Below are 23,312 nucleotides of genomic sequence, written 5' to 3' on the forward strand. Positions count from 1 at the left end.
TATTGTCAATATTAGTGTTAATAAATAAACGATTTATTTTACGTAAAAACGACTTCGCCCAAAGGATTGTTTTGCGATTGTGGTTGTCATAACCATCAAATAACCTACAGACCAAAATAAAATGACGAAATATATACGTAGACTTTTAGTGGTATCGATATTCTTTTTGCCCTATATCAGTATTGCCCAGATTAAAAAAACAGGGGTTCCTTTCATCACCAATTACAATCCGAAAAGTTATAAAGCTGCTTCCGAGAATTGGGATGTTTTGCAGGATTCCAGGGGAATGATGTTTTTTGCCAATCATTTTGGAATCATGCAGTTTGATGGCGTACGATGGAATATTGTAACCCAGCCGGACAACAAAAGTATGGTTCGTTCCCTTGCCATCGATAAAAAAGACAAAATGTATGTTGGGGCGCAAGGCGATTTTGGCTACGTGGTCCAGTTGTGCAACGGACAATATAAATATACTTCTCTGGTGAATTTACTTCCGGCTTCGGACCGGAATTTCGGAGATGTACTGCATACCGTTATTCGCAAAGATGAAGTGGTTTTTTTCTCTGTTGAAAGAATATTCATTTATAAGCATAACAAAATCAAAGTACTAAAATCAGCAGTTAATTTTGATGAGTTTTTTGAAGTCGGTCCCGAAATTTATGTTTCTGATAATACAAAAGGTTTATTGAAACTGGAAAACGATGTCTTGGTACCCATTCCGGATAGTGAACAATTAATGGGAATGAAGATTCGAAAAATCTTTGAAACCAAAAATGGCTTGCTGCTGCTCACACAGAAAAACGGACTTTTTACGTATAAAAACAGTCAGTTAAAAGCTTTTGTAACGGAAGCAGATTATTTATTAAAGCAAAATCAAATCACCACCGGAGTCTTGCTTTCTGATGGGTATTTCGGTATCGGGACGCGTCAGACAGGGTTGGTAGTCCTGGATAGTGAAGGACAATTGATTCAGCATATTAACAAGCAAATGGGATTGCAAAATGAATATGTAACGAATCTCAAAACCGATAAAGAAGGCAATTTGTGGGTCACACTCAAAGAAGGGATTTCCCTGATCCAGATTTCTTCGCCATTGTCGAGAATATTGGACACCTCCAATGCTGAAACCAAAATATACTGCAGTCAGATTTATCAGGACAAATTGTATATCGCAACCGATAATGGTTTATTCTGGCTCGACTGGCAAGCGTATAAAAACGGCAAAAGAGAAAATGCACATTTTCAGCATATTTCCGGAATGTCTGAAAATGTATGGAATATTGGCGTCTTCGGGAATTCGCTTCTGGCTTTTGAGAAAAACGGAATCTTCGAAATCAATGGCGCTTCAGCAAAATTACTGGCGAAAGTAGATGGCGCCTGGCAAGGTGTGCTTATTCCGAATCATCCGGATTTATTGCTCGTGGGCGGTTATACCGGATTGTATCTGATGAAGAAAATAAATAATGCCTGGGTATATCAGCATAAAATAAAAGGATTTGAGGAAAGCAGCAGGATTATTGTAACGGATGCAGCCGGAAATATCTGGATTGCCCACGGTTATAAAGGAATATACAAACTAAAGTTTAATAAAACCTTTGAGGCAGTTTCAAACATTGTATTTTATAATCAGGCAGATGGTTTTCCGTCGAGTTTGTTTTTAAATACGTTCAAAATCAATAATCAGATTCTTTTCGGAACAACAAAAGGCGTTTATAAACAAGAGGCAACTTCAAAGAAAATGGTTCCCGATCCTGTTTTTAGGAAATATCTGGGAATGGAAAGCCATATTCGTTTGCTTAAAGCAGACCATCAAAATAACATCTGGTATGTTTCGGGCGAAAATACCGGAAAAATAAATCAGAAGAAGCAGGGAAATCTTCATTTAGAAGAATTACCTTTTAGAAAATTAAGATACTTATACATTCCGGGTTTCGAAAACATTCAGACCACGGCAAGCGGTGATGTGTTTTTTGGAACGCAGGACGGTTTAATTCATTACAACAGCACCAAAAGAAAGACCTACCAAACCAGATACAAATCGATTATTTCCGAAGTAAAATGTATTTTTCCCAAAGATAGTCTCTTGTTTTCCAGCCGCTATGATGTGCTTCCCACCAATATGGATTCTCCGCATGAAAGACTCTCTCCGGTTTTATCATATTCCAATAACTCGCTGCATTTTTCTTTTGCGGCATTGTGTTATGATGAGGCAGATGCTACCAAATACGAATACTGGCTGGAAGGTTTTGAACCAAAATGGTCCGATTGGAGCCTGCAGACCGAAAAAGAATATACGAACCTTCCTGAAAACGAATATGTTTTTCACGTAAGGGCCAAAAATATTTACGATGTGGTGAGTGAGGAAGCTGTTTTCAGATTTGAAGTTTCACCACCCTGGTACCGAACGAGCTGGGCTTATATTTTGTATCTGTCACTTTTCGGCATTTTGATTTACACCATTATTAAATATCAAAAAAATCAGGCAGAGCGCAAACGTTCCCAGCTGATTATCAATCAGGAAAAAGAACTGCTGTTTACCCGTGCGGAGTTTAATGAACAGAAATTGCTGCTGGAAAAGGAGAATCTGGAAGCGACCATTAATCTTAAAAATGCCAAAGTAGCTTCGAATACAGTGAATCTTATTCATTTAAATGAAATTTTACTGTCTATAAAAGAGCTTATTACGGAGATCAAAAAAGAGAAGGATTCAGCAGCGAATTTAAATATACTGACCAAAATAAACCGGATTATCGATCACGAACTGCAAGGTGATCAGCATTGGAATGAGTTTGAAGAAATCTTCAATCAGCTTCATGATAATTTCATGCAACGCCTAAAAACAAGTTTTCCGGAATTAACGCCACGCGACATGCGATTGTGTGCGTACCTGCGAATGAATTTCAATACAAAAGAAATTGCACCACTTTTAGGAATTTCGGTAAGGGGTGTTGAAGATACCCGATATCGCATTCGTAAAAAATTACAACTTTCCTCGGAAGCGAATATTACAGAGTTTATTCTTAATTTTTAAATTTTTATTATTCAGTATAATCCTAGGGGTATTTACGCGGTTTGACGCCTATTTACTACATTTTTTTTACCTGTACCGTAGTCAAACCGTATCCCTAAATTGACTTTCTACGTGGTTTATTTGTTAATATTGTTCCTTATTACGGAAAATAACAGTCCATTCTTTACAAATTGACTTTTCGATTTCGTAATAAGCTTTACTAACAAAAAACAAAAAAAATGAATCAAAAAGACTCTTTTTTCGGCCGACCACCGAAAAGCAATTACAATGATCTGAAAAGGTTTTTTATTATGACAATGATTGTATTGTCTCCTTTTCTAAAACTACAGGCACAATGTAATACACTTGTTTGGGCAGACGAGTTCAACGGTACTATAGTTGATGCAACCAAATGGCAGAGTATTTCCGGAAACGGCTGTCCTTCGCTTTGCGGCTTCGGAAATGCAGAAGCGCAGCGTTACGATCCGAATCAGGCTACTATTGTCAAAGAAGGAACAAACAGTTACCTGAACATTCAGGCAAAGTACGAGCCTAATGCAGCCTTCCCGCAACAGCCGTATTCCTCAGCAAAACTGACTACGGAAGGGAAATACGCCCTGAAATACGGAAGGGTAGAAGCCCGTATGAAGTTATCTTCGGGAATGGGCGCGTGGCCGGCCTTCTGGATGTTGCCGGCAGGCGTATCCAATTGGCCGTTTACAGGCGAAATTGATATCATGGAAGCCAAACACAGAAATCCAAAATCGGTAGATGGAACCATTCACTACGACGGAGGCGGTTACCATTATACAGGAAGAAGTTATACTTCTCCAACCGATTTATCTACAGAATTTCACGTATATGCTGTAGAATGGGGACCCAACAGCATCAAATGGTTTATTGATGGAAACTTATTTCATACAGCTACACCGAGTACTACAGTAAATGGCGGATGGCCTTTTAACGATCAGCAGTTTTACATCATTCTGAATCTGGCAGTGGGTAGTTTGGGAACGCCGTACACCAGTGTAAACGGAGCAGGAGTGGAACCCATTCCGGGTGATTTTCCGGCGAAATTGCAAGTGGATTATGTACGTGTATACGACGGGAGTTTTGCAAATGGCGTAATCGGGGATGCAAAAGTGTATCACAACGAAACCGGTAAAACCTATACGCTGAAAGCAATTGCAGGCGCAAGTTACAATTGGACAGTTCCATCAGGAGCAACCATTACTTCAGGACAGGGAACCAATACCATTACCGTTAACTGGGGAACTACAGGGGGCGATGTTTCGGCTGTGGCCACTGTTTCCGGCTGTACGGCCACGACTTATAAACTGGCTGTAACAACAGAAGTTCCATTATCGGTGGAGAAAGTCCATGAAGATTTTCAAAGCAACAGGAATGTGCTGTATCCGCTAAAAACGGGTGTTTTGACAGAAGCTGTCGCGAATCCTTCGGCTACAGGTGTGAATACATCTGCTTTGGTAGGGAAATATGTTCGTAACGCTTCTGAATTGTATGATGTTTTAAACATTAAAAACGTAACCATTTCAAACGCTAATGATTATGTATACGGAAGAAAGAAACTCTCTTTCGATATTTATACTTCGGCTCCGGTGGGAACTAAAATATCCATGCAATTAGAAAATAGCCTGGTAACAACAGCGATCAATTATCCTTCGGGAAGACATAGCGGTTACAAAGCGACTACAACCGTACAAAACAAATGGGAAACCATAGAATTTGAATTCGAAAAAGTAATCGATCCCAATACAAGCGCTTTGTCAATCAATAATGTAGTGTTCCTTTTTGAGTCTAACTCCAATTCCGGTGCTACGTATTATTTTGATAATTTACTGACCAAAGCAGCTCCCGAAAAACCCGTTATTGCTACAGATGTGCTGCAGAATTATGATGGAATCAACAAAATTATAAAAGGCACCACTACAGGAACTTATTCAGTGGTAGCGAATCCCGGTACAAACTCAGTGAATGCTTCCGCGAATGTAGCGAGGTATGTTAGAAATGTAACCGAACAATATGACGTCTTGTTTTTCAATACGCAAAGTTCGATTGAAGATGCCGGTTTATTAAAAAACCAGACCAATAAAATCATGATCGATGTGTATACTTCGGCTCCGATTGGAACTGTGGTGAGTCTGAATTTAGAAAATAGTGCCACTTCTCTTCCGGCGAATTTTCCAACAGGAAGAAACAGTAATTATGTCGCGATAACCACCAAACAAAATCAATGGGAAACGCTGACGTTCTATTACAATTCAAGCCCTGACGCCGGAACTTCGAATTTGGCTGTTAACCAGATGGTATTGTTATTTAATTCCGGTTCTTATACCAGCGACACGTATTATTTTGACAATATCAGAATTGGTGCAACTAAATTACCGGATACTTTTACACCGGGAGTTGTTTATGAAGACTATCAGACCATTCGTAATATCACTTTCAGGGATGCGATCGGAACCTATACAGCCAATGCTGCAAACCCGAGTGCTAGCGGAATCAATACTTCTGCAAACGTGGGCAGATACGTTAGAAAAGCAACCGAATTATACGATAACTTCTCCTTCAATACGACGATCACAAATGTGGGGGATTTCAAAAGCGGAACCAAAAAATTCGCTATGGATGTTTACACTTCAGCTCCGGTTGGATCTGTAATCTCCTGGCAGGCAGAAAGCAGCGCTTCAATTCCGTCTAATTTTCCCGTGGGAAGACACAGCGTATATCAGGGCGTTGTAAAACAAACCAATACATGGCATACGGTAACTTTTACGTACGCCAGTTCACCGGATGCCTCAACATTAGACAGCGAAGTAAATCGTTTTGTTTTCTTGTTTGAACCGGGAACAAGCTCCGGAAATACGTACTATTTTGACAATATCAGAAGTATAAATCTGGTTACTACAGAAAATCCAACCAACACTTTGCCTTCTCCGTGGGTAAGTACCGATTTAGGTGCTGTAACTCCGGCTGGAGTGGCCGCTTATTCCGGCGGAACGTTTACCGTAAAAGGATCGGGAACTGATATTTGGGAATCAAGCGATCAGTTTCAATATGTCAATCAGTCTATCACGGGTGATGCTGAAATTATTGCGAAAGTAAATTCACTAACGAATACCAATACGTACGCAAAAGCGGGAGTGATGTTCCGTGAAACGCTTACGCCAACTTCTAAACATGCGATGACCAATATTACTGCCGCGGCAGGAGTAGAATTTTTATCCAGAGATGCCGTTTCCGTACCAACGATTGGTCAGGGAGCCGCCGGAACTACTCCAAAATGGCTTCGAATCGTAAGATCCGGAAATGTATTTACGTCTTATTCTTCGGATAACGGAACGACATGGACACAAATCGATACGCCAAGAACTATAGCCATGGCAAATACAATTTACGCCGGATTGGCCGTTACTTCTCATGCAAACGGAACATTAGCTACAGGAGTTTTTAGCGATGTGACGGTTAGAAATATTACGCCTCCAACCAACAATGTAAATTTAGCTTTAGCGAAAACCGCCACAGCCTCTACAGAAGAAAATGCAACCCTTTCGGCTTCTAAAGCCACTGATGGAGATGCCGCAGCTTCAAGATGGGCAAGTAGTTTTGCCAATGCCAGCGAATGGATTTATGTCGATTTACAAAGTACTTATAATATTAATCGGGTGGTTTTGAAATGGGAAGCTGCTTTTGCAACACAATACAAAGTGCAGATTTCAACTGATAATGTTTTCACCGAAAACGAAACGGTAAACACACAAACCGCCAGCGATGGAGGAACAGATGACCTGGTGGTAAGCGGAACCGGAAGATACATCCGAATTTTATGTACGGCAAAAGCGTTGGCTCCTTACGGATATTCCCTGTTTGAAATCGAAGCGTACGGAACTGCATCGGCAGCCAAACAAGCATTAGCTTCGAAAGAAGCAGCTCCCGAAACAGCAGCAGATTTAACTATTTATCCAAATCCGGCAAGTGATTATATTGAGCTTTCGGTGTCCGGTAATCTGAAGAATAAGGAAGTTACGATTCATGATTTGGCCGGTAATCTGGTAGTGAAAAGCAAAATTAATACTACCGCAGATCAAAGCATTATTGATATTAGCCGACTTCCAAAAGGAATCTATATCCTGAATTTTAGTTCGGATGAAAAGAGCTGGACGAAGAAGCTGATTAAAAAATAAGCAGGACAGTCCGCAAAAGGCAGCATGCATTTTTTTGCCACTGATTTCACAGATTTAAAAATCTGTGCGAATCTTTTATGCCGATAGCTATCGGGAGTGGCTGATTTCGCTTTGCTATAGTCAAAGGCAGTCTAAAAAAAATAATAAAAATCCGTTGGGTGTGATTTGATTAAATATATAAAGTAACGGTTTCCATATACCGGAGTTTAAATTTAAGGATAGCACCTCATAATTGCACCTGACGGGTTAATACAATCATTTTCAAACAAACTGATTGCAGTGTTTCAAATTTTATTTAGTAACCCCATAAAATTTTACATATGAGAATAATTAAACTTAAAAGAATTTCTTTTCTGATAACACTGTTTCTGGTGTTTTCAAATTGGATGCATGGTCAGGGTCCGATCCCTTTTACCATCAGTAATACTTCAACTTACAATGACAACGAGTTATATATAGCCATTGTTGGTATTGATTATAACACCGGAAATCACGTTTGGGTAAACGCCAAAACAAGTCAGGTTTTACCCATGAGTGCTTCTTACAATACCGTTACCGGACCAACAATTGGCGGAAACACCGGACCGGGACAAAACTCAAAATATGCCAACTGTTTTACAAAACTGAGTGAAATTCCAAACAAGACTTTTACTTTACCACAGATTGCAGGATGCAGGGTTTTTATATCGAAAGGACAGCAATTGTATTTTTACTTCTTTGGTGCCAGTGGTGCTCCGTCAGGATATACTTCGCCAAACCCTTTAAATGCAACAGACCCGAATCAGGGAATTCTGTACGAAATCATCGAACTGACCAATAACCAATACGGTTTCTTTGGAAATCCTTCGAGAGTAGATTCGTATAAATACCCAATGGGATTGGAATTATTCGGTGCAAACGGATACCAAAAACGTGTAGGCGAATTAAAGAAACATGCTGATATCATTGCGGCTTTCAAAGCCAATGTACCTTCAGAATTTCAGGGTTGTGTGAATAATACAACAGGAGAAATTACAGCACCCTCCAAAACACCTGCTTTTGCAGACGGAACGGGAGGAACTTCAGTTGGGCCTCAGGCCAATTATCTGAAATCTTATATTGATGCCATCTGGAATAAATATAAAAATGAAGATTTAATATTTTATGCCGGAGATGCCGGAGTTTTTAAAGGAAGAGTGATTGGTGAACAACTGGAAATGGTCGGGCAATCGGGAGGTTTTACAGGCCGCACAGGTCGTGTACAAAACAGGCCTTCGACTCAGGAAGCCCTGGAAGGAAAAGGTGTGCTGGACAGAAGATTAGTTGACGGCGATCTGGATCTTGTGATTCAGGCGCAATTAACAGCTGCCATTAACAGACATGTTGTGAATACTACAACTCCAAATCCGGGACAGCAAAACTGGTACGATGCTTCAAAATTTTATCAGGTGAATCCAACGAATCATTATTCTAAATTCTGGCATTTGCCGGGCATTAGCGTAGACAATCTGGCGTACGGTTTTGCTTATGATGACGTGGCCGATCAGTCGCCATCGCTTCATTCGCCACAACCTACCAAAGTAATTGCCACTTTTGGAGCGTATGCCGGAACAGTTCCTTCAGTACCCGCTACTACAGATGTGATTACGGTTTATAAAGATTGTAACTACACCGGATTTTCAGGCGGACTGACCATTGGAGATTATAACCTGGCACGTTTGAATACGTTAGGGATTTTAAACGATGATGTTTCTTCACTTAAAATCACTCCCGGTTTTCAGGCGATTTTGTATCAGGACGATAATTTTACAGGTACTTCAACCGTAATTAATTCTGATAATTCCTGTCTAAATACAACCTGGAATGATAAAGTAACTTCAATCAGAATTCTGGCAAACGGAACGACAACATTAGGAAATCAGACTTTCTTCCTGCAAAACAGAAACAGCGGACTAAATATGGATGTCTGGAATGCGAGTACAGCAAACGGTGCCAATGTAGCGCAGGGAACTGTAAACTCAGGAAACAATCAGAAATTTACGTTTACGCATTTAGGAGATGGTTTGTATAAAATTATTGCCAATCATAGTGGACAGTCATTAGACGTGAATAATTTCAATAAAGCGAACGGTGCCAATGTAGAGCAATATCCATACAATGCTACGACAAACCAACAATTTATATTGGTTGCTACCGGAGACGGATTTTACAAAATTGTAGCCCGTCACAGCGGAAGAATTGTTGAGGTTGCAGGAGCGAGTACAGCCAATGGTGCCAACGTACAGCAATGGGACAATAACAACCAGACTTGCGGACAATGGAAACTGATTCCGGCTACCACTTCTCAGACTTCCGTTTTAATTCAGGCAGAAGATTATTCGGCTATGAACGGAATTCAGGTGGAAGCTACAACAGATACCGGAGGAGGTTCGAATGTTGGCTACACTGAAACAGGTGACTGGTTGGCATACAACAGCATTAATTTCCCAACTACAGGTTCTTACTTAATCGAATACAGAGTAGCCAGTGGAGTAACAGGAGGTAAATTGTCTTCTGATTTAAACGGAGGAACTATTGTACTTGGTACAGTTGATATTCCAAATACCGGAGGATGGCAAAACTGGCAGACCGTTTCACAAACAGTAAACGTAAATGCGGGAACGTATAATTTTGGTATCTACATCCAAAATACAGGAATGAACATCAACTGGATTAAAATCACAAAAACAGGTGCCGCAGCAAAAATAGCTGAGGTAAAAACAGTAGAAGAAAAAGCAGCTCCTGTGGCCTTAAACGTTTATCCGAGTCCGGCAGATACGACACTTTTCTTTACTACAGAAGTTTCAGGAAATGTAAGCATCGTAGATTCTCAGACCGGAGCAGTAGTTTCCGGACAAAAAGTAACGAATAACAGTGTAGATGTTTCACATTTAAGAGCTGGAGTTTATCTGATTGTATTAGAAAAAGACGGCCAGAAAACGGTGAAACGTTTTATTAAAAAATAGTTTTAAATGATTAAAGCCCCAAAGGATAAATTTCAAATTTAAAAATTTCAAATTCCAATCTGTGACTTCAAGCGTGATTAACAGTAATCAATCTGAAATTTAAAATTTAAAATCGATCCTTTGAGGTTTTTTAAATTCTCCCCCAAAATTTATAAATATTAATCTATTAAAAAATTATTATGAAAAACAATTACAAAGCGATCCAGCTGAAATGGATCCTGATTTTCGTTCTGGGTGTTTTTAATTTAGCAATGGCCCAAAAAAAAGTAATCGCTTACATCCCAAACTGGATTGACCTAAATTCCTTTTCGAGTAGTGTCCAGTACAGTAAATTAACGCACATCAATATTGCGTTCGAAAATCCAGATGCCAACGGTTATCTGACTTTCAATTCCGGAAGTAACACCATTATCAATGCGGCACATGCGCAAAACGTAAAAGTTTTTGTTTCCCTGGGCGGAGGTTCTGTTTCTGAAGGCGGTGCCATTCGGGACAATTATTTCAATCTGATCACACCCGGAAACAGAACGGCTTTCATCCAGAAAATCTATGATTATGTGATAGCCCACAATTTTGACGGTGTAGACGTCGATTTGGAAGGTCCGGCTATCAATGGGGATTACGGAGGTTTCGTAATTGCTTTGGCTGCCAAATTACACGCTAATGGTAAACTGATCTCAGCCGCGCTTTCAGAAGGATATGGTGGTGCCAATGTACCTGCATCTACTTTTGCCGCTTACGACTGGATCAATATCATGGCATATGATGCAACAGGCCCATGGGCACCAAACAGTCCGGGACAGCATTCGCCATACAGTATGGCCGTGAACCAGTTTAATTACTGGACAGGCAGAGGTTTACCGGCAAGCAAAGCCATAATAGGTCTTCCGTTTTACGGATATGGTTTTGGAGCTTCAGCCAATCAGGGAATTTCTTATGCTAATATCATAGCCCAATATCCGGGTTCAGAAAATCAGGATCAGGTAGGGAATACGATTTATTACAACGGAATTCCAACCATCAAAGCAAAAACAACATTTGCGATTCAGAATGCCGGTGGCGTTATGATTTGGGAATTGTCACAGGATGCTGTGGGCTCAAAATCATTATTAACAGCCGTCAATCAGGTAATTACAGGAGGTCAGCCACCAGTAGGAGGCGGTACTTTAATTCAGGCCGAAAGTTACTCTTCTATGAGTGGTGTTCAGACGGAAGCTACTACCGATACAGGAGGAGGTTTAAATGTAGGTTACGCAGATACAGGCGACTGGATGGCGTATTACAATGTTAATTTTCCAACTTCGGGTAGTTATGTAATTGAGTACCGAGTGGCTAGTGCCGTTTCGGGAGCCAGAATTTCTTCTGATTTAAGTGCAGGAACTATTCAGCTTGGTGCCGTAAATGTACCGAATACCGGAGGATGGCAAAACTGGCAAACGGTAACCCAAACCGTAAATGTAAATGCCGGAACCTATAATTTCGGAATATACATTCAAAGTTCAGGTGTGAATCTGAATTGGTTCCGAATCACAAAATCTGGCGCAGCTTTAGCAGCAAAAACAGCTTCGACAGAAATGGCAAAATCAACCGATATTGCCGGTCTGACCATTTATCCGAATCCGACAGAAGAAACGCTTTTCTTTAGTACGGAAGTTTCCGGAGCCAATGTGAGTATTATCAATTCTCAGGGAGGCGCTACGATTTCACAGCAAAAAGCCACGAACAACAGTGTTGATGTTGCCGGTTTAAAAAGCGGAATCTATTTGATTTTAGTAGAAAAAGACGGAATCAAAACAGTAAGGCGTTTCATTAAGAAATAAACTGTCATGAAAAAATATATAATAGTTTTAATTCATTCAAAACTACTTTTATTGGCATTTATTTTCTTTGGCTTAAGCGGTCATGCTCAGGTGATCATGTTTGATGATTTTAATTATTCAGGCAATAATGATCCACAATTGGCATCATTTAATAAATGGCAAATTGTTAATGGAGTAAGCGGACCACCGGAAGGAGCCACCTACAACAGAAATAATGTAGCTTTTATTACAGACCCGAATGATGCAACGAATAAATTGATGACATTGAAAACAACGGTTAATGGTCAGTCAAAAGCTGTAACACATTCGAGAATAGAAAGTTCTTACGAATATTTTGAAGGAACTTATGCATCAAGAGTCTATTTATCAGATGAATCATTTACAACTAAAGATGCCAACATACAGACCTTTTTTACCATTGTAAGTTCGAGTCTTGCGCAGGATGGTGCAAAATATAGTGAAATGGATATCATAGAGTATATGGCTGCTGATAAATGGGGAGTTTCTCCGGACAACAGAGTGGGATATACAACTTCCTATCACAAATATATTGCAAATCCGTGGAAGCCCTGGAAAACCTATTCCACCCAGCAAAAATCATTAGCCGGGTGGCATACTTTTATTGCTACCTGCACAGATGGTGTGAATATCAGATATTATATGGATAACACACTTATTGCAACTCATTCTGTTACGGATAATGAAACGCAGGCAGGTCTCCCGGTTTATCCCAGAAGTACGATGCAGGTGGCATTCGCCAATTGGATTTGGAATAATGTATTAGGTACAGGCACTGGTAACAGAGAGAATACTTTCATGACAGATTGGGTTTTATATTATAAGAATACAGCATTAGATCTGACCCAGATTAATACTTTGGTTGCCAATTATAAAGCACAAGGATTAAAAAGAAGAAATCTGGCAGGACAAACATTTTATGATACACCTCAAACTGGTGTTGCCATTGTTTATAAGGATTGTAATTATGGTGGATCTGCTGTTAGTTTACCAACCGGTAATTATACTTTAGGTGATTTGCAGGCCAAAGGAATTTTAGATAATGATATTTCTTCACTTAAAGTACAAAATGGTTATGAAGTTCTGCTTTATGCAAATGATAACTTTTCTGGTTCTGCTGCAATTATTGCTGCAGATGATACTTGTTTGGTAGACAATAGTTTCAATGATGTCACTACTTCTGTAAGAGTTAGAGCAATCACAAATTCTTCTTCAGTATTGATTGAAGCGGAGAGTTATGCCAGCATGAGCGGAATTCAAACCGAAGCAACTACAGATACCGGTGGCGGATTAAATGTGGGTTATGCAGATACGGGTGATTGGATGTCGTATAGTGCGATTAATTTTCCAACATCCGGTTCTTATCTGATTGAGTACAGAGTTGCCAGTGGTGTCAATGGAGCAGTCATTTCTTCTGATTTAAGTGCAGGAACAATTCAGTTAGGCGCTGTTACTATTCCGAATACCGGGGGCTGGCAAAACTGGCAAACGGTAAGTCAGACCGTAAATGTCAATGCCGGAACCTATAATTTCGGAATATACATTCAAAGTTCAGGTGTGAATCTGAATTGGATCCGAATTACAAAATCAGGCGCAACTTTAGCAGCAAAGTCAGCTTCTGCAGATAAGATTGAAAGTCTGACCGTTTATCCAAGTCCGACAGACAACGAACTTTTCTTTACTACTGATGTTTCCGAAGCAAACGTGAGTATTATCAATTCTCAGGATGGTGCTACGGTAGTATCACAAAAAGCCAATGGAAACAGCATTGATGTGGCACGTTTAAAAAGCGGAATCTATCTGATTTTAGTAGAAAAAGACGGAGTCAAAACGGTAAGACGTTTTATTAAAAAATAAGTTTTTATAAAAGTGCTATTTCTTCCTTTTAATAGAAAGAAGGAATAGTACTTTTTATTAGCCACTCCCGATAGCTATCGGGATAAAGGATGTAAAAGATTTTTTATTTCTCGCAGATTTTGCAGATTGAGCAGATTTTTCATTGTTGTGATTGAATTTAATTTGTCATTTCGACAAAGTTTGCCTATTTCTTTGAGGAGTTTCAAGTGCGATCCTTCCTCCATCAGGATGACAAAAATAAGAATGAAAAATCTGCTCAATCTGCCAAATCCGCGTGAGAAAAACATTTAACACATTTTTTCAAAATCCTATGTTTCTAGGTTTTTAAAAAACGCGCAACATATTAATAGTAACCCCAAACCTCAAATATTATATGAAAAACAAGTACAGATTTCAGTTAAGTTTACTCTTATTTCTTGCTTTTAGCACTTTTGCAATTGCACAGACTTCTTTAGGTTCGAGTAAAACATTTCTAAACAATTTAAAGAAAGAACTGGTAAATTCCGCTACCTCAAAAAGTACCGAAAAAACAGTTTTACTTCAGGTTTCCAATTCCAAAAGCTTCAATGGAAAAATTAATTTCAAAGAGTCAAAATCTTCCAGCGAGTTTTTGATCGGAGAAATTAAAAATGTGGCAGAATCCTCTTTTTACCTGAAGGTAATGGACAAATCGCTGGAAGGGCATATCATTTTCAAGAAGTCCAAAGAAGCCTATAAATACTATTCGGATGCTCAGGGAAATGCGTATGTTGAAAAAGTTGACATCAATAAGCTGATTTGTATCGACTATAAAAATATTCCTGCGAATACAGCTAAGACAACCAGTAAAGCGGCTGCTGCGGCAATTGCACCGGCTTTACTGAATTTACAAAGTTTGCCGGGAGCAGCAGGCTGTGTCATGCTGGATTTTGATGGTTATAACATGCCGGCCGGAAATCTTTGGAATAATGGAAATCCGATCAATGCAGCACCATCAGGAATGAGCGATGCAGATGTGCAGCAACATTGGGAAGTTGTTTCAGAAGATTACATACCGTTCAGCGTAAATGTAACAACAAGTGAAGCAGTTTTTAATTCCTATCCAAGAAACAGAAGAATGCGCGTGGTGGTAACTCCAACCAATACTGCGGCCCCGGGGGCGGGAGGCGTTGCTTATATTGGCTCCTTTAATTGGGACAATGATGTACCATGTTGGGTATTTATTACTTCGGGTAAATCTGGTGGAGATGCCTCAGCGCATGAAGTTGGCCATACTTTTGACTTAGGTCATGACGGACGTACTAATCCGGCAGAAGGCTATTTTCTTGGAATCGACGGAACTTCATGGGCACCTATTATGGGCGCAGGCTATTACAGACCTGTGGTACAATGGAGCAAAGGAGAATACAATTATGCCAACAATACTCAGGATGATGTAGCCACTATTGCAAGTGCCAAGTTTGGTGTAGGATACCGCGGCGATGATTACGGAAATACTACGGGTTCTGCGGCAAATTTAGATTATAACGGAAGCGGTGCCGTTAATCAAAAAAATGGAATAATTTCAAGTGAAGCCGATTATGACTTTTTTACGTTTACAACCGGAGGAGGAAATGTTTCGATTAATGCCAATACAGTTGGAAGAGACGGAAATCTACATCTTTTAATGAGACTATACAATGCAGCCGGAGCGGAGATGGGAACCTATTGGAATTCCGATCCTTTTGCTTTGAATGCGTCTATGAATGTGAACCTTCCGGCCGGTAAATATTTTATTGGTGTTGATGGTAACGGAGCCGGAAATGCCGGTTATGGCGGCTATTCGGCTTATGGTTCTATCGGTAGTTATTCGATTACAGGTACCATTCCGCCCGGAGGAAATATAGCTTCTTCAACAGATGTGATCACGGTTTATAAAGATTGTAATTATACCGGATTTTCAGGCGGACTGACCATCGGAGATTACAATATGGCGCGTTTGAATTCTTTAGGCGTTTTAAATGACGATATTTCTTCCCTTAGAATTACGCAGGGATTTCAGGCTATCTTGTATCAGGATGATAATTTTACGGGAGCCTCAACGGTAATCAATTCTGATAATTCCTGTCTGAATGCCACGTGGAATGATAAAGTGACTTCTATCCGAATTCTGGCAAACGGAACGACAAGTTTAGGAAACCAAACCTTCTTTCTGCAAAACAGAAACAGTAATTTAAACATGGATGTCTGGGGTGCCAGTTTGTCGAATGGAGCCAATGTAGCGCAGGGAACTGCCAATACCGGAAACAATCAGAAATTTACGTTTACGCACTTAGGTGATGGATTGTACAAAATCATCGCCAATCACAGCGGTCAGTCTTTAGATGTAAATGGTTTCAATACCGCCAATGGTGCCAATGTAGAGCAATATCCGTACAACGGAACGACAAACCAACAGTTTATTCTGGTGGCTACAGGTGATGGATTTTATAAAATTGTTGCCCGTCACAGCGGAAGGATTGTTGAGGTTACCAATGCAAGTACAGCCAACGGCGCCAACGTACAGCAATGGGACAATAACAACCAGACTTGCGGACAATGGAAATTGATTGCAACAACAACGGCACAAACTACAACTCTGATTCAGGCCGAGGATTATTCGGCTATGAGCGGAATTCAGGTGGAAGCTACCACAGATGCCGGAGGTGGATCCAATGTGGGTTATACCGAGACAGGGGACTGGATCGCTTACAACAACATCAATTTCCCAACCACAGGCTCTTACCTGATAGAATACAGAGTAGCAAGCGGTGTAGCAGGAGGGAAATTATCTTCCGACCTGAATGGCGGAACAATTTTGTTAGGAAATGTAGATGTACCAAATACCGGAGGCTGGCAAAACTGGCAAACGGTAACCCAAACGGTAAATGTAAATGCAGGAACTTATAATTTCGGTATTTACATTCAGAACACGGGAATGAATATCAACTGGATCAGAATTACAAAAGTGGGTGCGGGAGCTCCGGCCTCGACAATTGTTGCCGAAGCACCGGAAACAGTTGCCCTGAATGTATATCCAAATCCGGCGACAGATGTATTGTTTTTTACAACTGCTGTAACGGGAGGAAATATTAGTGTTGTTGATTCTCAGACCGGAACTCTGGTTGCTGCACAGAAAATTACTGATAACAGCCTGAACGTTTCGGGTTTGAAAACCGGAATTTATCTGATTGTTCTGGAGCAGGACGGCAAAAGGACGGTCAAACGTTTTATAAAGAAATAAGTTTTCATGATAAAGAGAAAGGCTGCCATTTACGGCAGCCTTTTTTTTGTTTTATAAAATAGGGTTGAAGTGAAATACTAAAATTGCAGTTCCATTACAGCGCCGTTGTTTTTGATGCTAATGGCAGTCGGATTGCTTTCGGAAGGAGTTTGGGTCGGATACCAGTTTCGATTGGATTTTACCATGATCAATAAGCCTTCATCGTCTCCAACTGCAGCAAAAAGTTCACTGTTATCATTTTTGTTAAAGAACTCCAGTCCATGTTCTTGTCTGAGTTTATTCCCTAATTCCAATGGGTTTTCAGTGACGATTCCAATTTCACTGATATTCAGAATTGATTTGGAACTGAATTTTTCGGTTTGGGAATTATGAAGATCGTGTCTGGCAATAAATTCTAATAAATTTCCATTGTTGTCGTAGAAATAAACGGCATTGGCGTTCCAGTTTTCAAAATTTGCAATTACATTCTGCTCTTCAATGCGAATTAAAGCCACTTTGTCTGTACACCATGCAATGGCTTCCTCCAATTTGTTTTCCGGAATATTAAAAGCGAAATGATAAATGGAGTCAAATTTTGAGTTTTCAGTGAATTGTAAAACAGAATTTCCGGCCTGAAAACTAACGGATTCCTTATTATGCTCTAGTATTGAAAGTCCTAAAGTATGGCTGTAAAATGCTGTAGTGCTCCCAATATTGTCGGTTATAATCTGTATGTGTTCTAATTTCATAATCGTAATTTTTTAAATAAGATCAAAACTTCTTTTCGTTTCAGACAAATTTAAAAAACGATAAAAGTATTTAAAACAGTTCGCTATTTTATACTTCGATGGCAGCATAGCCAATTCGTATGAAAAAAGGCCACAGGTTTTAAAAAAAATAGCCCAACCGTTTAAGATTGGGCCTTTTGATCAAAAAGTCTGTAATTTATGGTTCCTAAAATTCCTCCAGCCTAAAACTATAAAGAATAAGTTGAACAGGAATAAGGGTAAAAATGCTTTCGAAAGTTTTACGGCTGATGTATCTTCAAAAGTTTCTACCTTAAACTGACCCCATTTTTGCTGGTTTACTGCTTCATTACCAAATATTTTAGGGTAAAAATGCAAGCGTAGTTTTTCATGAAATTGTCGGGTGGCCTTTAGAAACAAAAGCTGATTTTCTAAATCAGATTTAGCTATTTCATTCAGTTGCAGCTGCGTGTGCAAAGTCGGAATAAAAAGGGCGATAAAAGCGCTGGCTTCATTTCGCTGCTTCAGTTTACTCTGTAATTCTTTTGATTGTACGGACGAATCATCGTCACCGGCCTGCTGCATTGCATAATACCACAGCCAGCTGAATTCGGTTTCGGGTAAAGGATAATTTTTAAATTGCGGATAATGACTGTAGAATTTATCGATCGTTATTTTTTTATCCATGTCCCATTTTTCATGGTAGGCATTTCTTTGTTTCAGAGTCAATTCCAAAGCTTCGGGAACCGGATATTGGCTGACGATATAGGTATTTATGGTGGCCGGTAAAACGATAATCAGAAACAGCCAGATCGTTAATAAAAGAACCGCATTAAAATTAGAATTCTTTTGCAGTGAAACAATATAAAAACAAACGGCAAACCAAAAAAGAAGGTACAGAATTCCAAGGCCATAGAACGCTAAAAAGGATTGATCGATCGGAATACTCAAAAACAAAACCGCTGCAATCAGTACCAGGGAAAGAAGGACGATTAAACTTAAAATCCGGATATAAAACAATTTCAGGATGTATAAAAAAGTATTCTGACTTTGGGTAGCCACGATTTTCCAGGTACCGCTTTCTTTTTCTTCTGAGATGATATTGTACGTAAAAGCAATAATTAAAAGCGGAAAAAGATACACCAGCACAAAACTGAAATCGATATTTCCGGATAATAAATTATTCGGATTATTGAGTTCGGCATCGTATTGCTGTGCTTCCAGACCGCGAATCGTCACGCTCTGAACCGACGGATTGACATCACGCTGACCAATCGCCAGACTGTTAACCGGAACCGTTTTATTGACCAGGGAAAACTTGATGTAATAGAGCAACAGACCCATTTCATCTTTATGGAAAGCTGCATTCCGGGCAATATGTTCCTGCTGGTAATGGATGGCTTCGGCGATGGTATGCTGCTGCTTTTCCTGAAATTGTTTTCCGATGAGAAGACTAAGAAATCCAATTAGTAACAGGAAAAGCAGACCGATTTTGGTTCCTTTCGATCGTATGAAATTTTTAAAGAGTAATACTAACATATTAAATGGCTTTTAGTTTTTTAGCGGCAAGGCGAATTAAAATAAAGAGCAGGCTGATCCAGAGCATAATGGAAATAACAGAGCTGATTTCGCTTTTTAAAACAGCCCGGATGCCTTTTGGTTCATAATGAAATTCGGCTACCTCTGCCCAGTGTTCTTTATCGATGGTAAGCGGTTTGTCTGTTGCTCCGGGCTTCTTATTACTGATGAATTTGATTTGCAGACCATTCATTTTCTGAGCCATGTTGTAGCGATATGCTTCGGCTTGTTTCTGAAAATCGATATAAGAATCATAGTCCGTATTCGATAACCCCATCGATATGTTTTTCATCGCGATATACGGATTGATAAAAGAAACTGCTTTTGAGAAACTGTTTTGTTGGTCGTAAATTTTCAAAAGCGCTTCGAGGTGTTTGTTGTAAATACGCGAACTTATTTTTTCGCCTTCCGTCATAATGAAACCGGAATAGTTGAACGGAAGCTGCTGAACAGAATCGACTTTGTAAGCCAGAAGTAATGAATCCTTAATCGCCTTATAATGCAAATCATTCGGATTATGACTGTCTCCCTGTTTGAGAATGTCTTTTTCAATGTCGCTGTTGAATTGTATTTTCGAAGGTGCTTTATACAAATAAGCACCCATTGCCTGTGTCGTTCTCGGTAAAATGATGGTACACACCAGCCAGATTCCGATCAGGGAAATCAATGCTTTTTTGGAAGTTGTACTGGCAGCAGAAACCAAAACGGCAATGGCGCAGAAGAATAGTAAATAAACAAAATGAAAGAGGAGGAACAAGAGCAATTTCAGTATTTCATCGGGCGAAATACTAAAGTGCTGCAGTAGGAGCCAAATCAAAACCAGAATAATGATTGTCGGAACAAAAAGCAGCATAATGACAGAAGCGACTCCCAGTATTTTGCCTGCCAGCAATTGTTTCCAGCTGATTCCCTGACTTAAAAGCAGTTTTAAGGTTCCGTTTTCCCTTTCGGCTGCGACCGCATTAAAACCTAAGAAGAAAATCAATAAAGGCAATAAAACCTGTACAATCATCGCACTACTTATTTCGCCAAAACGAAGCATACTGTTAGAAAATCCGGCTTCAGAGAAATTGGCTGTGTTTTGTTTATGGGCTTCGAGGAATATGGCGTTTCCGAAAAAGGGTTCCATTCCAAATTCGAAAACACTCAGCGAAGTACTTTTTCTAAAGGCAAAGTTTCCGTAATGCGCCATTCTGTGCGGATTTTTATCCGGATTATTCAGCCAGTCTTTTCTGGATTCGTGTTGGTATTTTTCGCTGGTTTCATTTTGACGGGTATAATTTTCCCAGCCTGAAAAAGCGGCGTACAGCAATAAAACACCAATAAAAAGGGTAATAATAAATACAGCTTTATTCTGAAAAACTGATTTTTTAAAATGTTTGGCGATTAAAATTTCGACGTGAAAGGACTTCATACAGCTTAAAATTTATAAGTTACGGTAAGGCTGAAATTTCGGGGCGCACCGGGAAATAACCTCAGGTAATTCTGAGCGCCTAACCAATAGGTTTTATTCAGTAAATTGCCTGCATTCAATGCAATCTGAATGTTACTGATGTTGGGTTTATAATAAAGAGCAGCATCAAAAACGGTAAAATCAGGAAGTGTAAAATCGCGGGTAAACCAGGGAATTTTACTGCTTTGGTACTGCATTCCAATACCAATTCCTAAATCTTTCAAAGCAGAATCAGCAGCAAAATTGTAACGCGTCCATAAATTGGCACTGTTTTTTGGCGTATTCTGTTTTCTGGCACCAATCAGAGAAAGATCACGGTCGTTGGTAATTTTCGCATCAATATAACTGTAAGACGCATTGATCTGCCAGTCAGGCGTCAGGTAACCCGCCAGATCACATTCGAAACCGCGGCTGCGTTCCGCTCCTCTGGTCACTAATAAATCAGGATTTACAGGATCGTTGGCATTCATTAAAATATTGCGCTGATTGATTTCATAAACAGCAGCATTAAAACTCATCGTGTTGTTCAGAAAAGTAGCTTTCAGTCCGAATTCTTTCAGATTACTTTCCAATGGATCAAACTGACTTCCGGCGGCTAAACTTCCGGTCTGGGGCATTAAAGTAACGGTATTCGATTGGGGTTGGTACCCTTCCAGATAAGTCGAATACACATTAACGGCAGTATTAACCGCATACGTCACACCAACACGGGGCAGTAAAGCCGTTTTTTTTACGGTCAGTTCGTTGTGGGTTTCGTAATTGGTAATGTCTTCAAACCATTCGTTTCTTAAACCTAATAAAAAAGTGAATTTATCCCACTGTATCTGATCCTGAATATAAACAGCATTTGTAGTCGTCAGTGCCGAAGGCAGGGCAGTCCTGACATTGAGAATGTAATCTCCCGGGCTTCTCATCGCATAAGATGGATTGTTCAAATCAAAAAAACTGACATTGGGTTTTGGTAAAACCACACCGTTGATCGTTATAGTCTGGTATTGATCGGCATTCGCCAAAACAAACGAAGGAGCAACGGTTCCGTTCTTTAATAAATAACCCCTTGCCGCATTTTGTGCACCGCCTTTGTTTTTATTCCAGCTGCTTAAATCGTATCCGGTTAACAATTTATGATGGAGTTTACCGGTTTTGAAATCAAAATTGAAATAAGCACTAAGATTGTCAACATCCCAATATTGCTGACGCTGTACAAACTGCATCATGGCCAGACTGGTCACGGGCTTGTTGTTGATATCCACCGCAAAACCATTTGTCGTTCTGTGTTCCTGCAGGTCTTCTGTCCAGGTCTGCTTCATATAAGCGGCATTAAAGCCAATTTTAGACGTAAATTTATGGGCAAAATTGGTGGTCAGGATCATTTCTTTTGATTTGAAAAAATCACCTGAAGCGCCTAAATTTAAACTAATGGGCGTCTGATTCAGATGCGTCACACCGGCAACCGCGCCAAATATAGGCTGACCGCGATCCAGAACTCCGGTCATGTTGCTCAGTATTAATTCGGTATTGATGGCTGTTTTTTCATTTGGTATGTAACTGAAAGAAGGAGAGATCAAAAACGATTTATTGCCTACCAGATCACGAAATGATTTCGCTTCCTGATAAGCTCCGTTAACGCGGTATAAAAGTGTTTTGGATTCGTTTAAAGGCCCCGTAAAATCTAAGGTTCCTCGTAAAGTGCTGAAACTACCAACACTTAAACTCACCTCTTTTCGGTCAGCAGTCAGAGGTTTTTTGGTCACCAGATTGATGCTTCCGCCCGGATCAACAGAAGAGAAAGTAGCACTCGAAGGGCCTTTGATGACTTCAACGCGTTCGATATTGCTCGTAATAGGCTGCAGGAAATAATATTGACGGGTTCTCATTCCGTTGATAATCTGTCCTTCCTCGTTCTGACTTATGCCGCGAATGGTGTATTGATTGTAATAACTCGCCGGAATAACGCCACTGGCCATTTTTACGGCATCAGCAAGATAAAAAGCACCTTTGTCGGCAATTAATTCCTTGGTTACGGTCGAAATAGATTGTGGAATATCCTTGTTAAGCGATGCTGTTTTTGTTGCTGCAAAAGAATAATCACTGTTGTATTTTTTGACGGAACGGCCTACAATTTCTACCGTCTGCAATTCGTTCAGCGTAGTTTCTAATTCGATCGTAAGAAATGCATTCGTCGCTGTCATTTGCTGCGTTTTGTAACCCGCAAAACTGATCTGAAGAATTCCTTCACCCTCCAGACTAAAATTTCCGTCCTGGTTTGCGGTGGTTTCTTTATCCGAATTCAGCAGTTGTATGTATGCTCCAACGACAGCTTCTTTTGTAGTACGATCAATGATTTTACCAGTAATAGTTTGGGAATGTCCCTGATGCAGGGCAAGTACTGAAAATAAAAGGGCTAATAAATGTTTCATG

Annotated in this window: 10 protein-coding genes; 6 read left to right on the plus strand and 4 right to left on the minus strand. The window is 39.9% G+C overall.

The features are described from left to right. The first annotated feature begins 121 nt into the window (after positions 1–121). The 6 genes from EV142_RS17065 (at position 122) to EV142_RS24265 (ending at position 17,135) form a co-directional block, all read left to right on the plus strand. The gene (locus EV142_RS17065; RefSeq protein ID WP_132037048.1) at positions 122–3,031 is read left to right on the plus strand and encodes a triple tyrosine motif-containing protein; all 2,910 of its coding nucleotides are present in this window, start codon (positions 122–124) and stop codon (positions 3,029–3,031) included. Positions 3,032–3,249: 218 nt separating this feature from the next. Continuing rightward, positions 3,250–7,215 (plus strand): family 16 glycosylhydrolase, encoded by a 3,966-nt coding sequence (locus EV142_RS17070; RefSeq protein WP_132037049.1) that lies wholly within the window; start codon positions 3,250–3,252, stop codon positions 7,213–7,215. A 320-nt stretch (positions 7,216–7,535) separates the two neighbouring features. Beyond that, a complete protein-coding gene (locus EV142_RS17075; protein WP_132037050.1) occupies positions 7,536–10,199 on the plus strand; it encodes a beta-1,3-glucanase family protein in 2,664 nt (887 codons plus the stop codon). A 179-nt stretch (positions 10,200–10,378) separates the two neighbouring features. Next, a complete protein-coding gene (locus tag EV142_RS17080) occupies positions 10,379–12,019 on the plus strand; it encodes a glycosyl hydrolase family 18 protein (protein WP_132037051.1) in 1,641 nt (546 codons plus the stop codon). Positions 12,020–12,025: 6 nt separating this feature from the next. Next, positions 12,026–13,894: a carbohydrate-binding protein gene (locus tag EV142_RS17085; protein WP_238698750.1), complete on the plus strand. Its 1,869-nt coding sequence runs from the start codon at positions 12,026–12,028 to the stop codon at positions 13,892–13,894. A gap of 373 nt (positions 13,895–14,267) precedes the next feature. Next, a complete protein-coding gene (locus tag EV142_RS24265) occupies positions 14,268–17,135 on the plus strand; it encodes an RICIN domain-containing protein (protein ID WP_238698751.1) in 2,868 nt (955 codons plus the stop codon). Between the two features lie 77 nt (positions 17,136–17,212). Here EV142_RS24265 and EV142_RS17095 read toward each other — a convergent pair whose 3' ends face one another. The 4 genes from EV142_RS17095 to EV142_RS17110 form a co-directional block, all read right to left on the minus strand. After that, a complete protein-coding gene (locus EV142_RS17095; RefSeq protein ID WP_132037052.1) occupies positions 17,213–17,863 on the minus strand; it encodes a VOC family protein in 651 nt (216 codons plus the stop codon). A 180-nt stretch (positions 17,864–18,043) separates the two neighbouring features. Further along, positions 18,044–19,399: a DUF3526 domain-containing protein gene (locus tag EV142_RS17100; RefSeq protein ID WP_132037053.1), complete on the minus strand. Its 1,356-nt coding sequence runs from the start codon at positions 19,397–19,399 to the stop codon at positions 18,044–18,046. A 1-nt stretch (position 19,400) separates the two neighbouring features. Next, positions 19,401–20,852: an ABC transporter permease gene (locus EV142_RS17105; RefSeq protein ID WP_132037054.1), complete on the minus strand. Its 1,452-nt coding sequence runs from the start codon at positions 20,850–20,852 to the stop codon at positions 19,401–19,403. 5 nt (positions 20,853–20,857) lie between these two features. Further along, positions 20,858–23,311 carry a TonB-dependent siderophore receptor gene (locus EV142_RS17110; RefSeq protein WP_132037055.1) on the minus strand — a complete coding sequence of 818 codons (2,454 nt, stop codon included), beginning with the start codon at positions 23,309–23,311 and terminating at the stop codon, positions 20,858–20,860. Position 23,312: the final 1 nt, after the last annotated feature.

The sequence above is a fragment of the Flavobacterium circumlabens genome (assembly GCF_004345565.1).
In the GTDB taxonomy this organism is placed as follows: Bacteria; Bacteroidota; Bacteroidia; order Flavobacteriales; family Flavobacteriaceae; genus Flavobacterium; species Flavobacterium circumlabens.